This is a genomic window from Paenibacillus kribbensis, from assembly GCF_001705305.1.
Taxonomy (GTDB): Bacteria; Bacillota; Bacilli; order Paenibacillales; family Paenibacillaceae; genus Paenibacillus; species Paenibacillus kribbensis_B.
Genome location: NZ_MCBP01000013.1, coordinates 16,081 through 40,675 on the forward strand (window position 1 = coordinate 16,081; position 24,595 = coordinate 40,675).

19 protein-coding genes are annotated in these 24,595 nt (G+C 48.4%); 5 read left to right on the forward strand and 14 right to left on the reverse strand.

From position 1 onward, the window contains the following. Positions 1 to 10: 10 nt before the first annotated feature. The 4 genes from BAZ21_RS20635 to BAZ21_RS20650 form a co-directional block, all read right to left on the reverse strand. Positions 11 to 1,354: an extracellular solute-binding protein gene (locus BAZ21_RS20635; RefSeq protein WP_068504698.1), complete on the reverse strand. Its 1,344-nt coding sequence runs from the start codon at positions 1,352 to 1,354 to the stop codon at positions 11 to 13. Positions 1,355 to 1,509: 155 nt separating this feature from the next. Further along, a complete protein-coding gene (locus BAZ21_RS20640; protein ID WP_068504700.1) occupies positions 1,510 to 2,310 on the reverse strand; it encodes a response regulator transcription factor in 801 nt (266 codons plus the stop codon). Between the two features lie 2 nt (positions 2,311 to 2,312). After that, entirely contained in the window at positions 2,313 to 4,073 is a 1,761-nt protein-coding gene (locus BAZ21_RS20645; protein ID WP_068504702.1) for a cache domain-containing sensor histidine kinase, read from the reverse strand. Between the two features lie 286 nt (positions 4,074 to 4,359). Further along, positions 4,360 to 5,352, reverse strand: a complete 993-nt coding sequence (locus BAZ21_RS20650; protein ID WP_068504704.1) for a Gfo/Idh/MocA family protein — start codon at positions 5,350 to 5,352, stop codon at positions 4,360 to 4,362. A gap of 326 nt (positions 5,353 to 5,678) precedes the next feature. On the opposite strand from BAZ21_RS20650, the gene BAZ21_RS20655 reads away from it, so the two are divergent. Both BAZ21_RS20655 and BAZ21_RS20660 read left to right on the forward strand, forming a co-directional pair. Beyond that, positions 5,679 to 6,872 (forward strand): glycoside hydrolase family 5 protein, encoded by a 1,194-nt coding sequence (locus tag BAZ21_RS20655; RefSeq protein ID WP_068504706.1) that lies wholly within the window; start codon positions 5,679 to 5,681, stop codon positions 6,870 to 6,872. 295 nt (positions 6,873 to 7,167) lie between these two features. Continuing rightward, complete coding sequence (locus tag BAZ21_RS20660; RefSeq protein WP_068504708.1) at positions 7,168 to 7,497, forward strand: hypothetical protein; 330 nt, start codon at positions 7,168 to 7,170, stop codon at positions 7,495 to 7,497. A 200-nt stretch (positions 7,498 to 7,697) separates the two neighbouring features. Here BAZ21_RS20660 and nfi read toward each other — a convergent pair whose 3' ends face one another. The 3 genes from nfi to BAZ21_RS20675 all read right to left on the reverse strand — a co-directional run bounded on the left by nfi (position 7,698) and on the right by BAZ21_RS20675 (position 9,625). Further along, complete coding sequence (gene nfi, locus BAZ21_RS20665; protein ID WP_068504710.1) at positions 7,698 to 8,375, reverse strand: deoxyribonuclease V; 678 nt, start codon at positions 8,373 to 8,375, stop codon at positions 7,698 to 7,700. A gap of 10 nt (positions 8,376 to 8,385) precedes the next feature. Then, positions 8,386 to 8,967, reverse strand: a complete 582-nt coding sequence (locus BAZ21_RS20670) for an NAD(P)H-dependent oxidoreductase (RefSeq protein WP_068504712.1) — start codon at positions 8,965 to 8,967, stop codon at positions 8,386 to 8,388. Positions 8,968 to 9,040: 73 nt separating this feature from the next. Continuing rightward, positions 9,041 to 9,625, reverse strand: a complete 585-nt coding sequence (locus BAZ21_RS20675; RefSeq protein WP_068504933.1) for a TetR/AcrR family transcriptional regulator — start codon at positions 9,623 to 9,625, stop codon at positions 9,041 to 9,043. An 87-nt stretch (positions 9,626 to 9,712) separates the two neighbouring features. Between BAZ21_RS20675 and BAZ21_RS29850 the strand changes: the two genes are divergently transcribed. After that, positions 9,713 to 9,841 (forward strand): hypothetical protein, encoded by a 129-nt coding sequence (locus tag BAZ21_RS29850; RefSeq protein WP_256022203.1) that lies wholly within the window; start codon positions 9,713 to 9,715, stop codon positions 9,839 to 9,841. Here BAZ21_RS29850 and BAZ21_RS30080 read toward each other — a convergent pair. Then, positions 9,819 to 10,463 (reverse strand): DUF4183 domain-containing protein, encoded by a 645-nt coding sequence (locus BAZ21_RS30080; RefSeq protein WP_305119361.1) that lies wholly within the window; start codon positions 10,461 to 10,463, stop codon positions 9,819 to 9,821. The genes BAZ21_RS29850 and BAZ21_RS30080 overlap by 23 nt on opposite strands. A gap of 440 nt (positions 10,464 to 10,903) precedes the next feature. Between BAZ21_RS30080 and BAZ21_RS20685 the strand changes: the two genes are divergently transcribed. Then, the gene (locus BAZ21_RS20685; protein ID WP_068504714.1) at positions 10,904 to 11,317 is read left to right on the forward strand and encodes a DUF4183 domain-containing protein; all 414 of its coding nucleotides are present in this window, start codon (positions 10,904 to 10,906) and stop codon (positions 11,315 to 11,317) included. Positions 11,318 to 11,479: 162 nt separating this feature from the next. Here BAZ21_RS20685 and BAZ21_RS20690 read toward each other — a convergent pair whose 3' ends face one another. Then, entirely contained in the window at positions 11,480 to 12,217 is a 738-nt protein-coding gene (locus tag BAZ21_RS20690; protein WP_068504716.1) for a cyclase family protein, read from the reverse strand. A gap of 464 nt (positions 12,218 to 12,681) precedes the next feature. Between BAZ21_RS20690 and BAZ21_RS20695 the strand changes: the two genes are divergently transcribed. Further along, positions 12,682 to 13,965: a pectate lyase family protein gene (locus BAZ21_RS20695; RefSeq protein ID WP_068504718.1), complete on the forward strand. Its 1,284-nt coding sequence runs from the start codon at positions 12,682 to 12,684 to the stop codon at positions 13,963 to 13,965. Between the two features lie 132 nt (positions 13,966 to 14,097). On the opposite strand, the gene BAZ21_RS20700 is transcribed toward BAZ21_RS20695, so the two are convergent. From BAZ21_RS20700 to BAZ21_RS20720, 5 genes are all read right to left on the reverse strand, one after another. Beyond that, positions 14,098 to 15,165 carry an ABC transporter ATP-binding protein gene (locus BAZ21_RS20700; protein WP_068504720.1) on the reverse strand — a complete coding sequence of 356 codons (1,068 nt, stop codon included), beginning with the start codon at positions 15,163 to 15,165 and terminating at the stop codon, positions 14,098 to 14,100. A gap of 213 nt (positions 15,166 to 15,378) precedes the next feature. Further along, positions 15,379 to 16,758 carry a sensor histidine kinase gene (locus BAZ21_RS20705; RefSeq protein WP_068504722.1) on the reverse strand — a complete coding sequence of 460 codons (1,380 nt, stop codon included), beginning with the start codon at positions 16,756 to 16,758 and terminating at the stop codon, positions 15,379 to 15,381. Beyond that, positions 16,739 to 17,470: a response regulator transcription factor gene (locus tag BAZ21_RS20710; RefSeq protein ID WP_068504723.1), complete on the reverse strand. Its 732-nt coding sequence runs from the start codon at positions 17,468 to 17,470 to the stop codon at positions 16,739 to 16,741. Before BAZ21_RS20710 ends, BAZ21_RS20705 begins: the two co-directional genes overlap by 20 nt. A 169-nt stretch (positions 17,471 to 17,639) precedes the next feature. Continuing rightward, on the reverse strand, positions 17,640 to 18,200 hold the full coding sequence (locus BAZ21_RS20715; protein WP_068504725.1) for a hypothetical protein: 561 nt from the start codon (positions 18,198 to 18,200) through the stop codon (positions 17,640 to 17,642). A 159-nt stretch (positions 18,201 to 18,359) separates the two neighbouring features. Next, positions 18,360 to 24,446: a WIAG-tail domain gene (locus BAZ21_RS20720; RefSeq protein WP_068504728.1), complete on the reverse strand. Its 6,087-nt coding sequence runs from the start codon at positions 24,444 to 24,446 to the stop codon at positions 18,360 to 18,362. Between the last annotated feature and the right edge of the window lie 149 nt (positions 24,447 to 24,595).

A 24,595-nucleotide genomic window follows, 5' to 3' on the forward strand; every position in this document is an offset into this window, starting at 1 on the left:
GTGATCAATTTCAATTTCCTTTCTCGATGGCAGCCTTATGCTGATCGGCAAACTGCTGCGGTGTCACTGCTTTGCCAAACAACGCCTGAATCATATTCAAATGTACCTGCGCCGCATTCGGCTTCATCTGTACATCGGCGAATAATGTAATGCTGCTGGCTTGGTTCAGCCCATTGAGCAAATCGACATACAGCTTGGGTAAATTTCCTTTGGAGGTGTCCACTTTCGTCGCCGGAATAACTCCCGCCTGCGTTACCGACTGCTCGCCCCATTGGACTACGAAATACTCAACGAACGCTTTGGCCTCTTCTTTTACCTTGGAATTTTCCGAAACAAACAAGCCTACTCCCGGGCCTCCTACCCAACTGTTCACGTTGCCCTTGCCGCCTGCAACCATCGGAAATTTAAAGAAGCCAATTTGATCTTTAAATGCTTGCGGGATGGCAGGATTGGTCGTAAAATTCGGCAATTCCCAAGTCCCCATCAAATACATAGCGGCCTTGTCGTTCATAAACTCGGATTTCCCTTCATCATTGGACAAGCCGTTAAATCCCTTGTTAAATGCATTCATATCCACGAGCGTCTGGATTTCAGATGCCGCCTGGATTAAACCAGGGTCATCGAACGAGCCTGAGCCGTCAATCGCTTTTTTCAGCGTTTCGTTACCTGCTATACGGTCCGCCAGATACATATACCAGAGCGAGCCAGTCCAGCGGTCTTTATTGCCCAGTGCAATCGGTGCAACTCCATGATCTGCAAGTGTTTTCACAACCTGCTTCAATTCGTCATATGTCGCAGGTACTTTCAGGTTGTATTTTTGGAATATGGCTTTGTTGTAGTAGATGGGGGAAATGTTCAATTCGATGGGAAGCGCATACGTTTTTCCATTCAGCGCATAAGCTTCGGTCGTTCCCGGTACGAATTTGCCCTTCAGCTTGGAGCCATTCAACAGGTCATCCATCGGCGTAAATAATCCACCTTTGACGTAAGGCTCCATGAAGCCCGCCGCCCAGGTGATGCCGATATCCGGCAATTCATTGGAGGCTGACAGCACTTTGAGTTTGTTTTTGTATTGTTCATTTTCCAGCACTTCCTGCTGAATGACGACATTCGGATGATCCTTTTCATATTGATCTATAATCTGGGTCACAAGCTTGCTCTGCTGTGCCGAGCTTCCCTCTGGCCACAGGTGCATCATTTTGAGCGTAATCTTTCCCCCTCCACCATCGGAACCACCCTTGCCATCTTTACCAGCACCACAACCGGATAGCACCAGCATTAATGACAGCAGCAGAATCAACCCGGCAACCCATTTTCGGTGTGAGCGCTTACGCAAACCATACTCGTTGGACATCGTTAGACCTCCATTAATGTAGTTGTATTTTTTGTAACCGTTATCATTTGTAAGTTTAGCACTCCATTCCTGCTTCCAACAGGGTACGCTGATTGGGTATAATTCCACTTTTATTGGGTTGTGTATTGGGTTGTGAGCAGCATCAGCATATGCTGTCAATCAATATTCCCCGGCTCTTTACGCATCTGCTGCCTGTAGCGGCTGGGACTTACCCCCTCGGACGCTTTGAACACTTTAATAAAATATTTATCGGTCCTGTAGCCTGAACGCTCTCCGATTTGCGCAATCGTCCACCGGGTATGCAGCAGCAGCTCCTTGGCCCGTTGCATCCGCAGCCGGTGCAGATATTCGGTGAAGGACAAGCCACTTTGCTCCTTGAACAAAACACTAAAATAGCTCGCATTCAGGTGTGAATGCGCAGCAGTCTGCGCCATCGTGATGGATTCATGAAGATGCTCCGCCATATAGATGAAGGCACGCTGTACCGGGTCACTAAATGTAGCCGCTTGGAGGTCAAGCTCTAACAGCACAGGATCAGCTATCTTTTCCAGCTTCTCGTATCGCTGACGTTCCTCCTCCAGCCGTAGCGCTTCATCTACCGCTTTCAGCAGCTCCTGCTTATCAATCGGCTTGAGCAAATAATTGACGGCTCCCAGACGAAGAGCCTGCTGGACATAATCAAACTCCGCAAATCCCGAGATGACAATGATCGCTGGCCGACGTGAATCCCGTTCCAGAGAGCGGATCAAATCCAGTCCGCTAAATTCCGGCAACCGGACATCCGTAATCAGCAAATGAACCGTCTCCGCCCGCAGCATATGTAGTGCTTCCAAACCATTAGCCGATGTCACGATCCGGTATTTTCCCGCGGCCCATTGCTCCAGTGTCTGGTGTATCCCCTGACGTGTTCTCTGTTCATCGTCTACAATTAGAATGGTTTTGGATAAAACACTCATTTCTACCGCCCTCCGTATTCATCAGGAATTTCAAAAACGACCACCGTTCCTTCCCGTACAGCACTATGTATCAGCAAACCGTCCGTGGGATCAGATGCACTGTCATAATAGAGGGCAAGCCTGCGCTGCACATTAACCAGTCCCATACCTGTCCCCTTGCTCTGGCAGGCCGATCCCTCAATTAGCGCTGCACGCACAGCCGCAAGCTCCTCCGGTGTCATGCCCGGCCCGTCATCTATGACTGCGATCTTGGTCCATCCCGATCTTGCCGAAGGAGTGGCACGGATTTCAACACGGCCGTTGCCGATACGATTTTCGACGCCATGCAAAATGGCATTCTCTACAATAGGCTGAATCAGCAGCTTGGGAACCGGAATTCTCACCGCCTCTGGAGGCATATGAATTTGCCAGCTCAGACGTTCACCCAGGCGCATCTCCATCAGTTCCAGATAACGGCGGACTTGTGCCATTTCTTCCCCAAGCGTCACCCAAGCGTCATGGTGAGCCGGCTCGATAATATAACGAAACAACCGTGACATGGACACCATCAGCCCGGCAAGCTCCTCCTCCCCCTTTTCCTGTAGCGACCAGTTGAAAGCATCCAGCGTATTAAAAAGGAAATGCGGATTAATCTGTGCCTGCAGGGCTTTAAGCTCGGTCTGGCTTTGCAAAACCTCCTTCTCGCAAATAACACGGATCAATTCATTGATATCGACAATCATCGTGTTGTACTCTGCGTTCAATTCCCGCAGCTCAACCGCTGCTGCCGGTTCTGGATTCAAGGTCAATGCTCCTTGCCGTGAACGGCGCATCGCCTGGATCAAGTGACCTATCGGTCTGGTAATCAACGTAGACAGCATAAAGGACATAAACAGGAATAACACGGCACCAAGAGATGCAGAGATCATAAGTGTAGTCCTTAAAACCGTAATCCCGTCTGTGACGACGCTAACCGGAATCAGGATCAGCAGCGACCAGCCGGTCCGCTCCGACTGCTGAACCGCCTTTACATATTCCCGCTCCCCAATATGAACCGTCTGTGCCCTGCTGTGCAGTACACCTGACAAATCCGTCTGGTTCATAGGCTCGCCTGACAGCAGCTGGCCTTGACGATCTACAAGCAGCATCGTTTCACCCGCTTCTTCCTTGACCTTCGATACATCATTTAGTCCAAAATAACTTCGCTCTATACGGGTAATCAGATATCCTCCGCGTGAAAACCAACGGTCTACCAGGCTCACCTGCCGAATCGCCAGCAGCGACCGGGGGTCCTCGGGATCGATGCCGATCCAGACTAATCTTCCTTTCATCTGATTCGCTTCCCGGATGTCCGCCTGTCCGATCCGCTCCTCCAGACTGCCCTCCCTTATCGGAAACAACATCTCCCCTTCAGCGGTGTACAGTTCCAGCGAACCGACACTCGGCATATAAGCCTGGTAGCTGTGCATCACTTGCAGTAGTGATTGACGCTGCCGAAAAGTCACCTTGCCCCCGCTGCGCTCCTCCAGCAAAATATGCTGAACAGACGGATGGTTCGCCACCTGCTCCGTCAGGCTGTCCATCTGGCCGATTAATGCATCCAGCCTGCCGCTTGCTTGTACCGCGGTCTGACCAATATGCCGCTCGGCACTGTTTTTCAATAGGCGAGAGACATTGAGGTAAATGAACGCCCCCGCTACACTCATCATAATGAGCATCACCAGTATAAATCCGATAAAGATCTGATTACGCAACGTGTTTAATGGTTGGAACCTTGAACGCATATGCCTTCTCCCCCTGAACCATCACAGAAAAATGGGTATTGATAACGCTTTCTTTTTCTATTCTATCGCATCGTTCTCCTCTGTTAGCATATTTTACAGCAGAGATGATGAATAAAGACGAACCAGACGGATATGAAATAAAAAAATCACAGGGTAAACGAAAAAGATGACTCCCAAAGAATGCAGGAGCCATCTACTCACTAGTTATACCGAAGCTTCTTTCAAAGCGCCCAAACTAAACTAAGGTACAGTTCAGGCTCCAAAGCTTGTCTATTAAATCTGTATCCTATTGAAGCGCAGCCAAAATACGGTCACATAGTTCCATCGTTTTCACGTTATCCCGTCCACTTGAATAAGGCGTCAGTCCTTCTTGGCAGCAGTTCATGAAATGAGCGATTTCACCAACAAAACCGCGCAAATACAAATCACGGTAGCCGCCCGACATCGCCGAGGCTGACGGTGTCAGAACCGTATCGGTTTCCGCAAGGGATTTCCAGGGGAGCTCCGCGTGACTCTCCGACTTGTGAATGAGCAGTGTGTTTACCTCATCCGCGTTCGCAAACCCGTGATCAAAGGTTACAGTGATACCTTCACTCTCGCGCGTCCATGCTGTCATCCCTGCGAAGTATACGCTGCCCACCACACCATTTTCAAATTTTAGCGAAATTGTATGCGAAATAAACTCGCCGTTATCGTTCGCAAATCCGGTAACCTGCGCCACTTCTCCGAACAAATAACGTACCAAATCGACCATATGAACCGCCGCCAGCTTCATGAAATCTTCACCGGTTTTGCAAAATAGAGTACTGTCCACGAGAAATTTCGCCTGAAATGAGCGTGCGGCCCCAAGCGAGCCTCCCTCAATCAGTTCTTTCAATTTTATGTATACAGGCGCGTAGCGCTTCATAAAACCGACCATCAGCACGACCCCCGCCGCCTCGGCCGCATCTGCAATTTGAGCCGCTTCCTCAGCGTTCCAGCCCAGTGGCTTGTCTACAAAAACATGCTTTCCAGCCGTAATACAGTCCAGTACGAGCGACGGGTGATCTGCCGCTTGTGCAATCACGACAACTCCATCACAGTCCTCCTGCTCCAGCATGGTCTTGTAATTGTCATAAGGGGTGCCGCTGCTCCCAAACCGCTGAAGCGCTGCCTTCGATCTGCCTAAATCTCTGGTCGCAATCGCTTGAATTTCAGCACCTGCCCCAATGACAGCAGGATATATATTCGTTGAGGCGTGAAAGCCAGCCCCGATAAAGCACAGCCTCGCCTTGCTCATGTTAGTCCCTCCCATATGTGTGCTCAAATATTCCGATATCATCGTACCATATGGGCACAGCATTTACACCGTGGCAGAAAAAGGATCAAGGCAACGACTTCGCCTATTACTATGTATTCCTTTTCATTCATAAACAAATGCGTTGAATGCTTTTGCATCTAATAATGAATAGGACAAGTTATTTGCATAATTAAGATTGCTAGAAGAAGGCCAATATACCGTCCTGTTTATATGAATTTTATGAACTTGTTTAATGGAAGATTTCAACATAAAATGAAATTGTAACAGGTTATAAATATATTTAGATAAAGGAGGAAGTAAGAATCATGAAAAGAAAAAGCATGAAGAAGCCATTTCTCGTTATTGCATCCCTCGTAATGGGCTTCACATTGTATGGCTATACTCCTGCTTCAGCAGATGCAGCCAGTGTGAAAGGATATTATCACACCCAAGGAAACAAAATTGTAGACGAATCCGGCAAAGAGGCAGCATTTAACGGATTAAACTGGTTCGGTCTGGAGACCCCCAATTACACCTTGCATGGACTGTGGAGCCGTTCGATGGACGACGTGCTGGACCAGGTGAAGAAAGAAGGCTACAACCTGATCCGTCTGCCTTACAGTAATCAGTTGTTCGATTCCAATTCCCGCCCTGACAGTATTGATTATTACAAAAATCCTGATCTGGTTGGATTGACTCCGATTCAAATTATGGACAAGCTGATCGAAAAAGCCGGAGAACGCGGTATTCAGGTTATCCTTGACCGTCACCGTGCAGACTCGGGTGGGCAGTCCGAGCTGTGGTACACGTCCAAGTACCCTGAATCTCGTTGGATCAGTGACTGGAAAATGTTGGCTGACCGTTATAAAAACAACCCGACCGTCATCGGGGCAGATTTGCACAATGAGCCACACGGTCAGGCAAGCTGGGGTACAGGCAACATTTCCACAGACTGGCGTCTTGCGGCACAACGCGCAGGGAATGCGATTCTGTCCGTAAATCCGAATTGGCTGATTATCGTAGAAGGTGTGGACCACAATGTCCAAGGCAACAATAGCCAATACTGGTGGGGCGGCAACCTGACAGGTGTAGCCAACTACCCTGTCGTGCTGGATGTACCGAACCGCGTCGTATATTCTCCGCATGATTACGGCCCTGGTGTGTCTTGGCAGCCATGGTTCAATGAGTCGACCTTCCCGGCCAACATGCCGGCCATCTGGGATCAAACATGGGGCTACATCAGCAAGCAAAACATAGCTCCGGTGCTGGTTGGTGAATTCGGCGGTCGTAATGTTGATTTGTCCTCTGCTGAGGGTAAATGGCAAAATGCACTCGTAGACTATATTGGTGCCAACAACCTGTACTTTACGTACTGGACCCTGAATCCGAATAGCGGTGACACAGGTGGACTGCTGCTGGACGACTGGGTTACCTGGAATCGTCCGAAGCAGGATATGCTGAGCCGCATTATGAAGCCTGTAACCTTCGTAGCAGAGCAAGCGAAAGCTGCCGCTGAATAGATCTGTCGTCTCTATAGACAGGCTATGCTTTTTTTGCTAGCTAAAAAAACCGCTTTTCCTCCTTCTAGCTCAGATTATGCTGGGCCTAGGAAGATGTGGAGAAGCGGCTTTTTTTTGTATTGGCCCAGCTTTACACATTGAAAATACCCCCAATGAATGGGTCATTCTGTAAACTAAATCTCTCTTTTAACCGATAAATACATATGTTGGATTTGGTAATAACAATTTATACTCCAAAATCTTTGGAGAAGGGGCTCACCATGGACGTAAACACAACCAGAAAGGAAGTTTTGATGTGATTATTTGGAAGGGTTTTGGTATTTTGAATATTATTATTCCAGGGGTGCTATTTGCGATTGTCAATATTATATTATCCTCATTGGAGCTTGATTCAATAGATTCGCGGCTGCCGCTGGCTTTTGTGTTCATTGTATCGGGAGTTATTATCTGGCATCTGGGAAAAGCGCTCAACGCCAAATCGGGCAAGGTGCTAGTTGATATGGAAACGGGGGAACACTACCGAATGGGGACCGAGCACAGTCTGTTTTTTATCCCGATGCATTATTGGGGCCCTGCCGGTCTAGTATTAGGATTTGTTTTAACAGTTGCAACGATAGTTACATAACGTTAATGCAAAACATGAGCTATTCCTTGATCAAGGTGTACCTGATTCTCCGATGCATAATCTATAAAGGACCACAATATGAGCGAGTCGCTCCAGTTGTGGCCCTTTTTTCCTTTGGTTCCTATCGCAGCAGCAGGCGAAATAGCCTCCACCCACCATGGTTTACCTGCTATTTGCTTATCGCCTTGGCACTAATTCTATTAATAGGCCTTTGATAAAACCTTTCTCACAAGCTGATCAGCTTGTCGAGTTGTCTCAGGCAAGCGATAATGGGGAGCAAGCTTTAATATCCAATTACAGGCGGTTTCTAATGAAATACGATGACCTACAGATACAAAAAGAGGCTTAACGCTTTCCTGTGTTCTTAATACTCCACCGATAGTCTCCTCATCATCAACTAATAATGAACATGCACCTCTTTCTTGAGAGGGTTCTTTATAATCGCCCCACAGCTTCGTTTTACCACATCCAATGGTAGGAATATCAAAGATAACCCCTAAATGACTGGCTAATCCAAACCGTCTAGGATGAGCAATTCCTTGGCCATCGCAGACGATTAGCTGAGGAGAGGTCTTTATTTGCTCAAATGCTTTAACTATAGGCGGTAGCTCTCTGAATGAAAACAATCCTGGGATATAAGGAAATTGGACAGAATCTTCAACTACCACTGATTCCACGATGTTTAATGAGCTTGCTTCTAAAATGACGATTGCAGCTATTAATAGGTCACTTTGTTCGCTGTAAGCCACGTCGATCCCGGCAACATAATTAATTTCAGGAAATTGGTCTTCCTTTGTAACTTTTAAAGATAATTCCTTTTGTAATTTTATGGCTTCCATTTCACTCAAATTCCATTTGTGATTTATTACGGGTTTCATTTTTGCCCTCCTACTTCATGCTTCGCCCCAGTTGCTCCACCTTACCTAGCCAATCGTTGCGCTGTTGATCCGTCTTCTTATTCATGAGATCAATGGCGGTAGAACGTACGGTCTTGACACCGCATAGCTGGAGCGTGGAATGCTTCATCATGCGATGCCCCGGCTGTCCCTGAAAAAATCGGTAATACCAGTGCGGTCCATCCATCGTTGTGATGAGATGGGCCGTTCTGCCTTTTAAGAGCTTTTCAGGCAAGGGTTTACCTTTGTGATATTTAAACGCAAATCCCGGCATTAAGATACGATCAATGAAACCTTTCATTAACGCAGGCAAGCTGCCCCACCAGATCGGAAAAATGAAAACAAGATGCTCTGCCCATTTAATCAATTCCTGAGCTTGGATCAAGTCGGGCTCCAGCGGCAACTTATCACGATATCCACCTGATAAATTAGGATTAAATTCCAACGCGGACAGCTGCAACAACCGCACCTCAGCTCCCGCAGCCTCTGCTCCTTTTATATAGGATTGAGCCAGCGCTTCTCCATAACTGCCAACGACCGGATTTCCTTGAATAACCAATATTTTTTTAGACATACAAATCACTTCCTACCCTCATTTTATAATTTTAGTTAGAGAACGCTAACCTTTAATTTAAAAGAAAAGGCCACTATTGACCTTTACTTAATAAAGCGGTTAAACGTTGTTTGACCTCTGTTGCCAATGGAATGAGTTCCTGCGGAAGTTCACCTTCCAGGCTGGACACGGATAAGCGTGTAATAGCTCCAATGATAAGCACACCGGATAGCCGGGCATCCTGCTTGGGCAATTCTCCCCGCTCAATCCCCTGCTCGATGAATTCCGTTAACGCCTCCAGTGGCTGACGTACATTCTGACTCTGGCTTGCCTCAATGTACAACTCATGATGCTGCGACAGCAAAAGCAGGCCACACTGATCTTCATCATGCATCCCCAGCACTTCATCTACCAATTTATGGAAACAACTGACAAAACTTCCGCTCTGCTTGCGATAAAAGTCAATTAATGTAGTGTAGCTGTTGCAGTACTGCCCGAATACTTCCATTGCCATTGCATCTTTACTCTTAAAATGCTTGTATATTGCGGCATCCGTCACACCGGCAGCTTCACCAATTTGTTTAACGGAAATCCCATCAATCCCCTTGGTTGCAAATAAGCGCATCGCCGCCTGCAATATATCCTTCTTCTTGCTATCTACATGTGTTTTCTTGTTCATAAACATATGGTAAGTGATAACTAACCAAATTGCAACTCATATGTAAGCAGGCATGTTCCCCACTACGAAAGGTCGTACAAGCCATCCATGCGTTGCGTTGTCTTTAAAGAGACTGCTGAGCGGGCTGCACAATCCATTCTGGCCAGACTGGCAGCCGATCGCATTGAAGGGCCTGCGCCGTATAACGACGATGTCATGCACTGTATCGCACACTAAATTGAACAATTTCCACAATAATCGGTGTGCCTGAGAGAATAGACTCCCCTTCACTGAGGTGAATCGTCAGCGATGCAGGTGTCAGGCTGTACAATGTGCTTTCTTGGATCATGCCGTTAATATACAGATTGGTATAGCTGTTGGGTCCGATATAAAACTGCTGGAAAGCCTCCTGCACACCATCTGCCGAAAACTGTTCCGCCCTAATTGTAACTGAAGATTCAATAGCATCAGGTGCAAAATAAAAATACCGCTCCGCCGTGGGTATAATTTCAATAAATCCAATGTCAGGTGCCGGGCCGGTAGAGCCTGTTACACCTTGGGGTCCTATAGAACCAGTTATGCCCTGCGCTCCAGTGGGACCTCGTAAGCCTGTTGTGCCTGGTATACCTTGCGATCCTGCCGGACCCAGCACTCCCTGTGCTCCCTGTAAACCTGCCGGACCCGGCATTCCTTGCGCTCCCTGTAATCCAGCTGGACCTGGTATTCCTTGGACTCCCTGCCCCCCTGCTGGACCTGGTATGCCCTGCGGTCCTGTTATACCTAAAATACATCGGGCTCCTGCCAGCCCGGTTTGGCACTGCTTTCCTGCTATCTTTTTGATCCATCGCTTATTTACCAAATTTCTTTTCTTCCGATGCTTTCCAGGCGTATTGCAATATCGTCGTTGTATGTTTAGGATTGGATGCTTTTTGGCACGGGACCCCGTTTTCCTTCTTCTGGACGGATACCTTGTTTTATATTTTGTACGACATATACAATGGATGCTCCGCTTTCTATGCCTTCCTAGTGATACAACACGTCTCCTCATACCAGCCGTCTACACCTCCTTCATTCCTGCTTATGTATTGTATGCACATTCCCCTTTAGGGTTTTAGGCATTTGTAGCACTCCGATTTCAAGGATTCGGTTCCAGCCTTATTTGTAACAAAATTGTGCTTTCTTCACTTACCCTATTATTAATAGAAAGGTTCATGTGCCGTTTCCGAATAGATCAAACAATCATTTATTAAATAAGAGCCAGCGCGTGGCTCATGCCCGAAAAGAAAGGAGGTAAAAACCATGCCAATCGTAAAGCCTGTTTTTACAGCGGTTGCTTCAGCTCCAGTCGCAAGCGGCGGTGCTGTAACCACGACCATAAGTCCAACCTCAACTCGATTTTTCGCAACGATTACAGCCGGTATGATCGGAGCAACAGAAACAACCATTCCAGCTGCAAGCTTTGTAGATGACGCCAATGCTCCGGTTGTTAATTTACCAACATTAGCGGCTACTGATACTTCTAATTATTATGTTAACGGACTTGTTCAGCAAAGCTCCTTATTCACCCTAAGCACAGCAAGTCTGGTCATTGACTCCACTGATATTTCAGTAGGTGTTCCAGTTGTTATAGAAATATCCAATTTTAGCGGTACAGCCTCTACGATCTCAACCCAGCCTACCATCTCGGCTCCTACCGTTACGATTACCAGTTAAGATGTTTCACCGTTTAGATTCAAGCTGAATATGCACTCCATAAAGCTATACACTCCTCCCGAATGAGTTAAAAAGGACCGATTCAGATATAAAATATCGGAATCGGTCCTTTATGCTCAGCATCATTGTATAGTCGTATTCAAACGCTCCGGTACCGCATGATTAAGGCAAAATAGCAAAAGAGCGCACCGGAAATCCCGGAGAATCCTGAATGCTCGGAACGATATTATAAATGACCGCACCTGTCGCAGGCAGCTTGTCCAAATTCGTCAGCACCTCAACCTGATAACGATCCTGCTCCAATATGAAATATTCCCCTACCAGCCTGCCCTCTTTGCGATAAGCTGCAGAGGAGTCAGTATCCAGTGTCTCATGTCCAATGGCAGCCACATTTCGTTCTTCTACCAAAAAGCGCAGCGCCTCCAGCGACCAGCCCGGGCAGTGTGCGTCTCCGGCGTCGTCCTTGTTTGAGAACGCATCTGAATCAGGCCAACGCTTGCTCCAATCACTGCGAAAGGCGACAAAGGATTGATCGGCAATGCGTCCATGCTCCTTTTCAAAATCCAGAATATCCGCAACCGTAAGCTCATAGTCGGGATTGGCTGCAACAGCAGCCGAACGGTCAATAACAACCAGCGGCAAAACCAGCTCCTTCAACGAAAGCTCATGCAGATAACGTTTACCCTTCACAAAATGAACGGGTGCATCTATATGAGTGCCATACTGACCCGGAAAGCAGTATTGTTTTACAAAAAAGCCATTGTCATGGGTAAATAAGGTATCCACCTGAACATGATCGAATACCGGAAAATGAGGGATTTCAGGATAAAAGGCGTGGGACAAATCCACCCACTCTTTTTGCTTCAACAACTTCAAAATATCTGCTAAATGCTCTGCCATGATGTCCATTCCTCCTCAGCTATATTATGAGCATTGTACCTGAGGGTTTGGCAAAAATCTACAAACCGGCTTCCAATTCGGCAAAGTAGAATTCCAGCCTCCTTCTTCTGATTTGAAATCGTTAACATTTCAAGCAGATCTATTGCACTTTTCTAGCCTAATATGAAACCCATGAACAGTGTTGCTTCCGAGCAAAAAACACAAAAACAATTCCATATATTCATATATACAATTCCTATTTCATATGATTGTTAACGTTTTCATTATTTTGTATGCGCTTTTAATGGAAAAAGAAGGTTTCTGTTTCATTCTATAAAAAATTAGACAAAAGTTTTAGTATGTAACTTTTATTATATTAACAAATACTGGAACGCGAAGTATGATAGAAAATGTAGAAAACATAAGGAGCACCCGGGACTTCCTTCGTTCGTCTACTCCATTCATCTCATATACGGAGGTATTTTATGAAAAAGAGATTTTCACTCGGAATCGCAGCAGCCCTGCTGTTCACAACCCTGGCTCCTCTTGGTACACCTGCTCAGGCAGCCACTGATATTGGTAAAGAAACGCTCGGCAGCAAAAACGGTTGGGCAGCCTTTTCTACAGGTACAACAGGCGGGGCCGCAGCCTCCTCTTCTAATATTTTCACTGTAACGAATCGCAAACAACTAGTGGATGCTTTGGGCAAAAGCAGCAATACTACCCCTAAAATCATTTATGTCAAAGGTACGATCAATGTCAATGTCGATGACAATAACAAGCCGTTGGGATTGAACGATTACAAGGACCCTAATTATGATTTTGACGCATATCTCAAAGCATATGACCCGTCCACATGGGGGAAAAAGGCTCCTTCCGGTACATTGGAAAAGGCACGTGAAGCTTCACAAAAAAATCAGGCCAGTCGTGTTGTCATTCAAATTCCATCCAATACAACTATTGTCGGCCTGGGCAGCAATGCCGTTATTAACGGCGTGAACTTCCAACTGAAAAAAGGGACAGACAATGTCATTATCCGCAATATTGAATTCCAGGATGCCTACGATTATTTCCCACAGTGGGACCCAACCGACGGCAGTACAGGCAACTGGAATTCGGAATATGACAGCATTACCATTAACGGTGCCACTCATGTATGGGTAGACCACAATACCTTCAACGATGGGTCTCACCCGGATAGCCAAAACGGTACCTACTATGGGCGGGAATACCAGCATCATGATGGACTTCTCGATGTGATCAATCAAGCCGATCTGGTCACTGCTTCTTACAATCATTTTTCCAATCATGATAAAACCTCAATTATTGGCAACAGCGACAGCAAAACAGCAGATGAAGGGGTTTTACGTGTAACCCTGCATCACAATTATTATGAAAACACAGTACAACGCACACCACGTGTACGGTATGGACAAGTCCATCTGTACAACAATTACTATACAGGTGATGTAAAACGTTCCGAATATCCTTTACTGTATATATGGGGCGCAGGCAAATCCTCCAAAATCTTCGCCGAAAACAATGCCATTGACGTTGCCGGTTTATCAGCAGCTAAAATCGTGACTGTCTTTGGTGGAACTGCCCTGTCAGATACGGGCACAATCCTGAATGGACAAGCTGTTAACGCAGGCTCCAGCGCAGGTCTTAGCTCCTCTGTAGGCTGGAAACCATCGCTGAACGATAAGATTTCCCCATCTGCCAGCGTAAAAGCAGAAGTCACTTCGCAGGCCGGTTCCGGCAAACTGTAAAAAAAGGCTTCGCTAACACCAAAAAGGGCTGTCCTCCCCGTAGATTATTCCATGGAGAGAGCAACCCTTTTTTTATTTCAGAATTTTGCAAATCCTTATTACGAGTCATTTAGTAGCAAATTACATCGTTCGTTAAACGCTGTATTGTTCGACCAAAACCGGCTTTTCAAATGCATTATCCAGCTTGCGAAGCTTGGCCTTAACCGCTTCTGGTGGCTCAACCGCAGGCGCATCTGGATGCAACAGCCATGATTTCACAAAGTGTGTATCAGATACTTGAAAGAGTGGAGGCTCTTTCTCAAAGTCAATCTTCATGGCATAAGCACTGCGGGCTGCAAAAGCATCGCCTACAGGTGGGTGCAACAGATCCGGTGGTGTTCCCGGAATAGCTGCCAGCTTCTGACCATGGCTATCCAAACTTGGCATGGAAGCGAGAAGCCCCCAAGTATATGGATGTTTTGGATTATAGAAAATTTCATTAACCGTACCTGTTTCCACGATTTGTCCGGCATACATAACAGCAACGCGGTCCGCCATTTTCGCTACAACGCCGAGGTCATGGGTAATAAAGATGATGGAAGTGTCGATCTTCTTCTGAAGGTCCTTCATCAATTCCAAAATTTGAGCTTGAATCGTTACGTCCAGCGCAGTCGTCGGTTCATCGGCAATCAGAAGCTTGGGATTAGCAGCCAGTGCCATCGCAATCACGACACGTTGACGCATACCGCCACTGAACTCATGCGGATATTGGTTAAAGCGCTGCTCTGGATGCGGAATACCTACCAGATTAAGCAACTCAATGCCCCGCTTGTGAGCAGCATCCTTGGATATCTTTTCATGCTTGAAAAGCACTTCCGTGATCTGCTTGCCGACCTTCATTGTCGGATTAAGCGAAGTCATGGGGTCCTGAGAAATCAGACCGATTTCCTTACCACGAATTTTTTGCATCTGCTTTTCCGTTTTATTAATCAGCTCTTCCCCGTCAAATAAAATTTGACCCTTTTGATAAATACCGGGAGGGGTCGGAATCAACTTCATTACAGCCTGTGAGGTTACGCTTTTGCCTGAGCCGGATTCACCGACAATGGCTAGCGTCTCTCCTTTATTGACATGAAAGTTTACGCCACGAATGGCCTGCACTAGTCCCTGACGGGTCTTGAAAGATATCGTTAAGTCCTTCACTTCCAAAAGGCGGTTCATCTCATCACTCTTTCATTTTTATTCATCACTATTATTGACCACTATCTAAAAAAACGACGTTCATGAGTCAAGGTATATACGGACAATTTTACTCAGTTTAGTGCCTGCCAGTCAAGCAATATCTAAAATAAGCCCAAAAACCTTCCATCGTTTGTCACATCAACGGAAGGTTAAGCCCGAAAAACGATCAGTTTTAACCATTTTTGTACTCATTTATAACATATGTTGTATATAACTGAACCGCGCCCCGCCCAATGGTGAACGTGTGCAGTTCAATTCACCGCCCAGCCGGGAAGCGATTTGACAGCAAATAGCCAATCCCAGCCCCGTGACACCGTTCGAGCCTGTATAAAATCTCCCGAACACCTCGGCTGCCTCTTGTTCAGTCAGTCCTTCTCCATCATCATCCACATGCATAACCCATACAACCTCCGGTGTTGTCCCCGCCTCCAAATGAATGACAACCTCCGTAGAGGTGTGTCGAACCGCATTTTGCAACAAATTCAATATCATGCGGAACAATTGTTCGGCTGGAACGGCCACATGCAGGCCCTCCCCCTCCACACGAAGCGAGATCGAGCGTTCAGCAGCCACCGGCATCAACAAATGAACAGCGTCCTCTGCCATGCTTCCAAGATCTATCAGAGAAACAGGCCATTCTTCATTCAACGCCTCCAGCCTCGATAGCTGAAGCAGCTTTTCCACCATATCAATTAATCGCTGGGACTGCACTTTAATGATACTAAGCCCCTCGTCCTGGGATACGACTTGATCCTGAATGGCATATACGTAGCCTTGAATGGACATTAACGGTGTCCTTAGCTCGTGAGATACATTTTGCAAAAATTCAATTTGACCGTTGTGATGCTGCTGAATACGGGCCGACATGGAATGAAAGGTGCCGATCAGTTCTCCAATTTCGCTTTTATCTGCCTGCGGAAAATCACTATCCTGTGGTTGATTCGGCTCATAGTTGCCTACAGCCTCCTTCAATCGCTTGAGCGGGCGTACCAGTCGTGAAACAACCATCAGCCCAATGACGAGAATCACCAGAAAGCTCGCCACGATGGACAATATTGTGGTTCTCATTAACGGGACATACAGTGCTCTTAATGAAGACAACGGCGAGTATACAAAAATTCGAAAAGGTTGTCCGGGCAATTCTTCATTTGTAAACAGTATCTTTTTACCTTGAAACACGGCAACCCCTTCATGTACGGAAGCCAGATCATGGGCAGACGGATGAACAGATGCAAAAAATCCCTGACGGATCAATAGCAAACTTTCTATCTTCTTGCCCTCCACTCCAGACACGCTGGAGTCGATGATACGATTATCCGTGCTTAAAATAAAATAATCGGCAGACAACAGCATACCTTTGATGACATAGTTAAGCTCAGCGTTATCCAGCCGGTCAAAGCCTCCGTCGCTCATAATATGGACGGCTTTGCGTGCCTGCTCATGAAGCTTTGATTTAGCCTGATTTACGAGTATGTCGTCGATAAGCCTGATGAACAAAACTACCGTAATACAGACAGTAATGAGCATTGCGATAGATAGAGACAGCAGTATTTTAGCTCTCATCGTTCGCATGGCTACGCTCCTGAACCGTTGCTTTATATCCGAATCCCCAAACGGTATTAATGACGAGCGTAGAGTGGTATTCCGCCAGCTTTTTGCGAATTCGTTTGACCAGATCGTCCACGACCCTCACATCACCTATAAAATCATAGCTCCACACCTGCTGAATCAGATGCTCCCTGCCAAAAGGTCTTTCCAAATGATTTGAAAGAAACAGCAGCAGATCAAATTCACGGGAGGTCAAATTTAACTCTTGTCCGTCCACAGTGACCTTACGAAAATCTGCAAAAATACACAGATTGCCCGCTCGGCATGCTTCTGCGCTTCCTGCCGCTCCCTTATCATCCGATGCTGGCGTCCCGGCCTTGCTCAGTCGCAGCATCGCTTTGACCCTTCCAACCAACTCCCGCGGATTAAAGGGCTTGGTCAAAAAATCGCTGCATCCCAGCTCCAGCCCGTGGATACGATCACTTTCTTCGCCGCGCGCGGAAATCATAATAATTGGCATTTCCGTAAACTCACGAAGCTGAGTCAGCAGGGAAAGTCCATCAATTCCGGGCATCATGATATCAAGGACGAGGCAGTCTGGACGGTCCGTATGGATATGCTCTATCAGGGTTTTGCCACTGGAGAAGGAAGTCACCTCGTAAGATTCTTTTTTCAAATACTCAGATATTAATTGCAAAATGAACACGTCGTCATCCACCACTACTATTTTTGTCATGACCATAACCCCTTGCCGTTGTTCTGGATGATTCCATCCTCTCTATAAGCTTAACAGAAGCCCGGCAAAATAGACAAAAGACGGGTATACCGTTCCCGGTCCCGTCTTTTCTTATCATGAATCGCTGCTGTATATGCCAGGCGAACTGAAAACTGACTGCGCTTCAACCTTATTTTTTGGTTGTTGTTACTGCTTTAGCTGCTGCTTTCGGAGCTGTTTTCACTGCTGTTTTTGGAGCTGTTTTCACTGCTGTTTTTGGAGCTGTTTTTGCAGGTGCTGCTTTTTTAACCGGAGCTTTGTGAACTACTTTGTGAGCTGCTTTTTTAGCTACAGCATGATGTGCACGAGTTTTGTGAGCTGTTGCTTTATGTTTAACTGCATGATGTTTAACTGTGCCGTGCTTAACTGTACGATGTTTCGCTTTTACGGCTTTTACTTTGTGGCTTGCCACTTTTTTGGCAACTGCTTTTTTGACAGGAGCTTTTTTCGCTTTTGTTGTTGCTTTATGAGCTACTACAGCTTTTTTAACGGGTGCTTTCACCAAAGATGTTTTCGTCACAGGTGCTTTTGCCGGGGTTTTGGTAGCTGGTGTTGTAGCCGCAGGAGCTTTAGTAGCTGGTGCAGTTGTGGCTGGAGTCGTTGTTGCTGTAGCGGCAAATGCGCTGCTTGCTCCTCCCAGTACGCTTACTACGGTCAATACGGCTGCTGCATTTTTAGTCCATTTTTTCATGATTGAATCACCTCTCCTTTAAAGTATCTTTAGCTTATCAGGAGAATCCGGGATAATTGTGGAGGAAATGTGTGAAAAGTATATGAAAAAAGCGTACAGCTCCGTATCTGGAAAAATACACGGGCTGCACGCTATAAATGTCATACAATAACGCCTTGACTAACCGATGGCAATCCAGGAGACAATGCCGTAGTTATGCGAGGTTTCGTTCCATTTGGTTACGACGATCACCGCCCCACCGGGCGTCTGTGATTTTAGAGTCGCATGAAAAAGAGGATGGTTAGTCATAGCTACGAGCGTATAGTCCGGGTTTACAAAAGGCTCCTCGAATACAATTCTAACCTCCGTTTCTCCTTCACTGCCCTTGAGAAGAAACGGCGCTCTGCCGAACTGCTGCAATGCGGGCTGATTCGCACAAGTACGAACAGGGGTGATGGTCAGATGCTCCGGCTTCACTGCGTTCAGCTCAAGCTCACGTGAGCCTACGGAGCCTTCCACCAGATGATGCCCTTCGATGCTCTGCTCTGCCAAGTGGTGGCTTTGTACCGCAGCGGCCTGCAGATGCTCCGCTCCTACAGCTTCCGGGCTCAGCACCTCACTGTCGACAGCCTGAGCTTTCAGATGGCTGCGAGATACACTATCTGCCTGGAGTCTGTCGCCACTGATGCCTTCCTCCGGCAAAAGCCCCGAGAGGTGAATATCTGTGGATAGCTGAGCCAGTGTCACCGCCCCCGGCTTCAGGTGATACGTATCAATGACTTCCTCGCCAATGTGTTGGCCATCAATGGACTCCTCAGCCACATGCCAGGACTGTACCGCTCCATTCGCGATCTTGCTGGACGTAACCGCTCCGTCCTGCAAGGCCTCCTCCGACACCACCTGCATGCCTACATGCTGTTGCTGGATGACCCCTGCTTGCAGATGCTCCGACTGGACGGAATCCAAAGCGATATGTTTTGACTGTACCGCTCCTTCTGCCAGCGCAGATCCTTGTACTGCCCCATCGGCCAGATGCTGAGGGTGTACAGCATGCTCCGTCAGATGTACGGAGCTTACACTAGCGTCCGCCAGATTCGAAGCATGCACCGCCCGAAGCGCAAGCTTCTCACTGTTCACGCTTCCTGCCTGGAGTGCGTGAACCGATATACTCCCCGGCGCAATATGCTGGGTCGTCACTGCCGAAGCCTGCAAATGGGAAGAGGTGACGGATTCCGGGGCCAAATGGTTCGACTGGATAGCCTCTTCTGCCACATGATTCCCTTGCACAGCTTCGTCGATAATGTGCCACGGCTGTATTGAATAAGGAGATATTTTGGCCGCTGTCACGCTCTCATCCGCCAGTTTGTCAGACGTAACAGACTCATCTTGCAAGGCGTGGGTCGATATCGTTTCTGATGCGATATGCACGCCCTGGATGGTTCCGTTGCTTAGATGGTGCGGCTGGATGGACTCTGATGCAATGTGCACAGACTTCACTGCCCCTTCTGCCAGCGCTATGTCCTGTACCGCTCCTGCTGCCAAATGCCGGGTGTGTACGGCCTGCGCGGACAAATGTGAAGGGCCCACGCTGTCTTCCGCGAGATTCGTCGCTTGCACTGAGCGTGCCGCCAGCTTTTCCGAGGTGATGCTTTCCGCTTGGAGCGCACGACCGGATACACTGTCCGGGGCCATGTGTTGGCCTTTAATGGACTCCTCAGCCACATGCCAGGACTGCACCGCTCCTTCCGCGATCTTGCTGGACGTAACCGCTCCTTCCTGCAAAGCCTCCTCCGACACCACCTGCATGCCTACGTGCTGTGGCTGGATGGCCCCTGCTTGCAAATGCTCCGACTGGACGGAATCCAGAGCGATATGTTTTGACTGCACCGCTCCTTCTGCCAGCGCAGATCCTTGTACCGCCCCATCGGCCAGATGCTGAGGGTGTACGACATGCTCCGTCAGATGTACGGAGCTTACACTAGCTTCCGCCAGATTCGAAGCGTGCACCGCCCGAAGCGCAAGCTTCTCACTGTTCACGCTCCCTGCCTGAAGGGCGTGAACCGATATACTTCCCGGCGCAATATGCCGGGTCGTCACCGCCGAAGCCTGCAAATGGGAAGAGGTGACGGATTCCGGGGCCAAATGGCTCGACTGGATAGCCTCTTCTGCCACATGATTCCCTTGCACAGCTTCGTCGATAATGTGCCACGGCTGTACTGAATAAGGAGATATTTTGGCCGCTGTCACGCTCTCATCCGCCAGTTTGTCAGACGTAACAGACTCATCTTGCAAGGCGTGGGTCGATATCGTCTCTGATGCGATATGCACGCCCTGGATGGTTCCGCTGTTTAGATGGTGCGGCTGGATGGACTCTGATGCAATGTGCACAGACTTCACTGCCCCTTCTGCCAGCGCTTTGTCCTGTACCGCTCCTGCTGCCAAATGCCGGGTGTGTACGGCCTGCTCAGACAAATGTGAAGGGCCCACGCTTCCTTCCGCGAGATTCGTCGCTTGCACTGAGCGTGCCGCCAGCTTTTCCGAGGTGATACTTTCCGCTTGGAGCGCGCGACCGGATACACTGTCCTGGGCCAAATGTCTCGTAAGCACTGAGGAAGCCTGTATATGAACCGAGGTCACTGCTCCGGCAGCCAAATGTGTCGAATCCACAGCCGCCACAGCCAGGTGACTGGTTTGTACGGCTTCATCTGTAATATGCCCGGACTGCACGGAATGGGCAGATAACTTGGTAGAGGTTACGCTTTCCTCGGCCAGTTTATCAGACGTAACAGCCCCATCTTGCAAGGCGTGGGTCGATATTGTCTCTGATGCGATATGCACACCCTGGATGCTTCCGATACGCAGATGGTGCGGCCGGATGGACTCCGATGCAATATGCACAGACTTCACTACCCCTTCTGCCAGCGCTTTGTCCTGTACCGCTCCCGCTGCCAAATGCCGGGTGTGTACGGCCTGCTCAGACAAATGTGAAGGGCCCACGCTTCCTTCCGCGAGATTCGTCGCTTGCACCGAGTGTGCCGCCAGTTTTTCCGAGGTGATACTTTCCGCTTGAAGCGCACGACCGGATACACTGTCCGGGGCCAGATGTCTTGTTAGCACTGAGGAAGCCTGTATATGAACCGAGGTCACTGCTCCGGCAGCCAAATGTGTCGAATCCACAGCCGCCACAGCCAAGTGACTGCTTTGCACGGCTTCATCTGTAATATGCCCGGATTGCACGGAATGGGCAGATAGCTTGGTAGAGGTTACACTTTCCTCCGCCAGTTTGTCAGACGTCACCGCTTCATCCTGTAAGGCCGGGGTCGCCACAGCCTGCAATGCGATATGCTCTCCCTCAATGACCCCGTTTTGCAAGTGCTCCGATTGGATGGATTCCGGTGCAAGATGCACAGACTTCACTGCCCCTTCTGCCAGTGCGGTTTCCTGTACTGCTCCAGCAGCCAAATGCCGGGTGTGTACGGCCTGCGCGGACAGATGTGAAGGGCCCACGCTGTCTTCCGCCAGATTCGTCGCTTGCACTGAGCGTGCCGCCAGCTTTTCCGAGGTGATGCTTTCCGCTTGGAGCGCACGACCGGACACACTGTCCTGGGCCAGATGTCTCGTAAGCACTGAGGAAGCCTGTAAATGAACCGAGGTCACTGCTCCGGCAGCCAAATGTGCTGAATCCACAGCCGCCACAGCCAGATGGTTGCTTTGTACAGCTTCGTCCGTAATATGCCCGGACTGCACCGAATGGGCAGACAGCTTGGTGGAAGTTACACTGCCTTCCGCCAGTTTGGCAGAGGTGATCGCTTCATCCTGTAAGGCCGGGGTCGCTATAGCCTGCAATGCGATATGCTCTCCCTGAATGAGTCCGCTTTGCAAGTGCTCTGATTGGATGGATTCCGGTGCAATATGCACCGATTTTACAGCCCCATCTGCCAGTGTGGTTTCCTGTACCGCTCCTGCTGCCAAATGCCGGGTGTGTACAGCGTGTGCAGCCAGATGTCCAGGTCCCACGCTATTTTCCCCCAAATTGGAAGCTTGCACAGCACGAGCCGCTAACTTCTCAGAGGTGACGCTTTCCGATTGAAGTGCATGACCGGACACGCTATCCGGGGCGAGATGCTTGGTCTGAACCGATGCAGATTTCAGATGGTCGGAGGTGACGGATTCCGGAGCGAGATGATTCGCCTCCACCGCTTCTATAGCCAAATGGTTACTCTGCACCGCTTTATCCGTAATGTGCCACGGCTGCACAGAGCGAGCTGACAGCTTGGAGGAAGTTACACTACCTTCTGCTAATTTAGGAGCCGTAATCGCCAAGTCATTAATTTTGTCCGTAGCCACACTTTCCGGCGATAGCTTTAGCGAAGTGACGGAATGATCCTGCAAATGATGGGAGTACACCGCCCCATTCGCCAGGTGTCCGGTTTGAACCGCACCTTCACCCAATATATCTGCGGTAACGGACTGTCCCTGCATCGCCGAGGTTCCTACACTGCCCTCTCTAAGATGTTCGCTCATCACAGAACTGTGGGCCAGATGTTTCGAATCGACCGATTGAGCCTGCAATGCCTTTCCACCCACACTGTTGTTGGCAAGGTGGTCCTCACGAATCACGCCGGTTGCAATGTGTACGTGTGTAATGGCTTGTGGCGCAATTTTATCTCCCGTTACCGCTCCTGTACCTATTTTAGTCTCAGTCACCGCTTCTTCAGCGATTTTGTCAGACTTAATAGAGTTCGGGGCGATATGGTTATCCTTGACAGCCTGATTCGCCACATGATGATCCAGAATTGCGCCCATCCCTATTTTCTGGCTCGTCACAGCGCCGGATTGCAAATGTTGTTCCGTCACTGCTTCGGCTACGATATGATGCTTACGAATAATTTCAGACTGGAGGTGTAATGAAGAGACCGCCTCCGGAGCAAGCTGACGACCTTTAATTGCCGACGCAGCAATATGTCTGGTAAGTACTGCCTCATCAGCAATTTTGTGTGGCAAAATGCTCTGATCCGATATTTTGGATGATGTCACAGACTGATCGACAATTTGCAGTGAGCCTACGGACTGATCCGCCAGCTTATTGGACTGAATACTCCGGTCCGCGAGATGCCGGGCTGTCACTTCACCTGTACCAATCTGCTCTTCTCCGATAGCGCCGGGACTCAGATGCTTTCTTTCAATCGCTTCTGCCTGAATATGCTCACCGCTGACCGCCTCATGCTCCAGATGACGTCCACTGACAGCACCTTCCTCCAGCTGTTCCTTGCCCACAATTCCGCTAGAAAGCTGCTGACGGTTGATTGAACCAGGGGCCAGATGCCGGGCATGAATGGCATGATCGGTCAGGTGTGCGCTCTCAATGCTGCTAGACTGAATTTTAGAACCATCCACAGCACCGTCCCGCAGCTTGGAAGTGGTTACAGACTGCTCTCCAAGCTTGGAGCTGTCGATGGCTTCATTAGCCAAATTATTCGATTGAATCGTACCGCTGCGAATTTTATCAGAGGTAACCGCATGATCTTGAAGCATGTCTGGAGACACAATCCAATGCTTGAAATGACGGCTCTCAATGGAGCCATTTGCAATATGATCACCGCTGATAATCTTATCGGCCAGCTTTTCCGGGGTGATGCTGCCATCACGAAGTTTCTCACCGCTAATGGAGCGATCCTGCAATTTGCTACCTGACACCGATGCATCCGATAAGTGCTCCACAGTAATGGAATCAGGGGCAATTTTCGAAGAAGTCACTGCACCGTCAGCTATTTTAATCGTTTGAACGGCATAATCCGCCAGATATTCCGTTTGGATGCTTTCTTGCTTCAGCTTGCTGGAGTCGATGGAAGCAGGAGCAATCTTCTCACCAGTCACAGCCAAATCGCTCAAATCATCTGTATAAATGAAAGCGTTGTTTACATGGGGCGCCTTCTTATTGTTCAAAATTTCCTCGACATCAATGGGATCAGGCTGAGGCTCCGGCTCGTTTGCTTCCTCCATCGTAACCTGTCTCTCTTCTGCATCTTCATTTTCAACCTCAGTCTCGTGTACAATATGAACCTCGGGTTCGACAACAGCCTGCTTCTCCAACTCCTCTACTATTGGGGGAGGCGGAGAAGCAACCTGATGAAGTCTTGCTTCTGTCTCCCTCTCCGCGGGCTGTGGCTTCACGCGCTGTATCATACTTAATTCATTCATATCCGGGTCAATTACACTATAGAGCGGCTTTTTGATTCTGGTGGTTTTGCGACTCTTGTTCTTCAAGCAGCTCTCTCCCTTCATATTTATCGTTACTGCATCATATGCAGGCCCATGGGCACTTGCCACCCTTCTCAGGGGTACACTTTTCAGCGAGAAAGCAAATACTACCGAAGTAAATTGCATCATTCGATTTCAGCGGCTCGTAATCCTCA

Bases quoted from the DNA above. Each gene is read 5' to 3' on its own strand.
- BAZ21_RS20635 (WP_068504698.1), bottom strand. From the start codon at position 1,354: ATGTCCAACGAGTATGGTTTGCGTAAGCGCTCACACCGAAAATGGGTT.
- BAZ21_RS20640 (WP_068504700.1), bottom strand. From the start codon at position 2,310: ATGAGTGTTTTATCCAAAACCATTCTAATTGTAGACGATGAACAGAGA.
- BAZ21_RS20645 (WP_068504702.1), bottom strand. From the start codon at position 4,073: ATGCGTTCAAGGTTCCAACCATTAAACACGTTGCGTAATCAGATCTTT.
- BAZ21_RS20650 (WP_068504704.1), bottom strand. From the start codon at position 5,352: ATGAGCAAGGCGAGGCTGTGCTTTATCGGGGCTGGCTTTCACGCCTCA.
- BAZ21_RS20655 (WP_068504706.1), top strand. From the start codon at position 5,679: ATGAAAAGAAAAAGCATGAAGAAGCCATTTCTCGTTATTGCATCCCTC.
- nfi (WP_068504710.1), bottom strand. From the start codon at position 8,375: ATGAAACCCGTAATAAATCACAAATGGAATTTGAGTGAAATGGAAGCC.
- BAZ21_RS20670 (WP_068504712.1), bottom strand. From the start codon at position 8,967: ATGTCTAAAAAAATATTGGTTATTCAAGGAAATCCGGTCGTTGGCAGT.
- BAZ21_RS20675 (WP_068504933.1), bottom strand. From the start codon at position 9,625: ATGAACAAGAAAACACATGTAGATAGCAAGAAGAAGGATATATTGCAG.
- BAZ21_RS29850 (WP_256022203.1), top strand. From the start codon at position 9,713: ATGCGTTGCGTTGTCTTTAAAGAGACTGCTGAGCGGGCTGCACAATCC.
- BAZ21_RS20685 (WP_068504714.1), top strand. From the start codon at position 10,904: ATGCCAATCGTAAAGCCTGTTTTTACAGCGGTTGCTTCAGCTCCAGTC.
- BAZ21_RS20690 (WP_068504716.1), bottom strand. From the start codon at position 12,217: ATGGCAGAGCATTTAGCAGATATTTTGAAGTTGTTGAAGCAAAAAGAG.
- BAZ21_RS20695 (WP_068504718.1), top strand. From the start codon at position 12,682: ATGAAAAAGAGATTTTCACTCGGAATCGCAGCAGCCCTGCTGTTCACA.
- BAZ21_RS20700 (WP_068504720.1), bottom strand. From the start codon at position 15,165: ATGAACCGCCTTTTGGAAGTGAAGGACTTAACGATATCTTTCAAGACC.
- BAZ21_RS20705 (WP_068504722.1), bottom strand. From the start codon at position 16,758: ATGCGAACGATGAGAGCTAAAATACTGCTGTCTCTATCTATCGCAATG.
- BAZ21_RS20710 (WP_068504723.1), bottom strand. From the start codon at position 17,470: ATGACAAAAATAGTAGTGGTGGATGACGACGTGTTCATTTTGCAATTA.
- BAZ21_RS20715 (WP_068504725.1), bottom strand. From the start codon at position 18,200: ATGAAAAAATGGACTAAAAATGCAGCAGCCGTATTGACCGTAGTAAGC.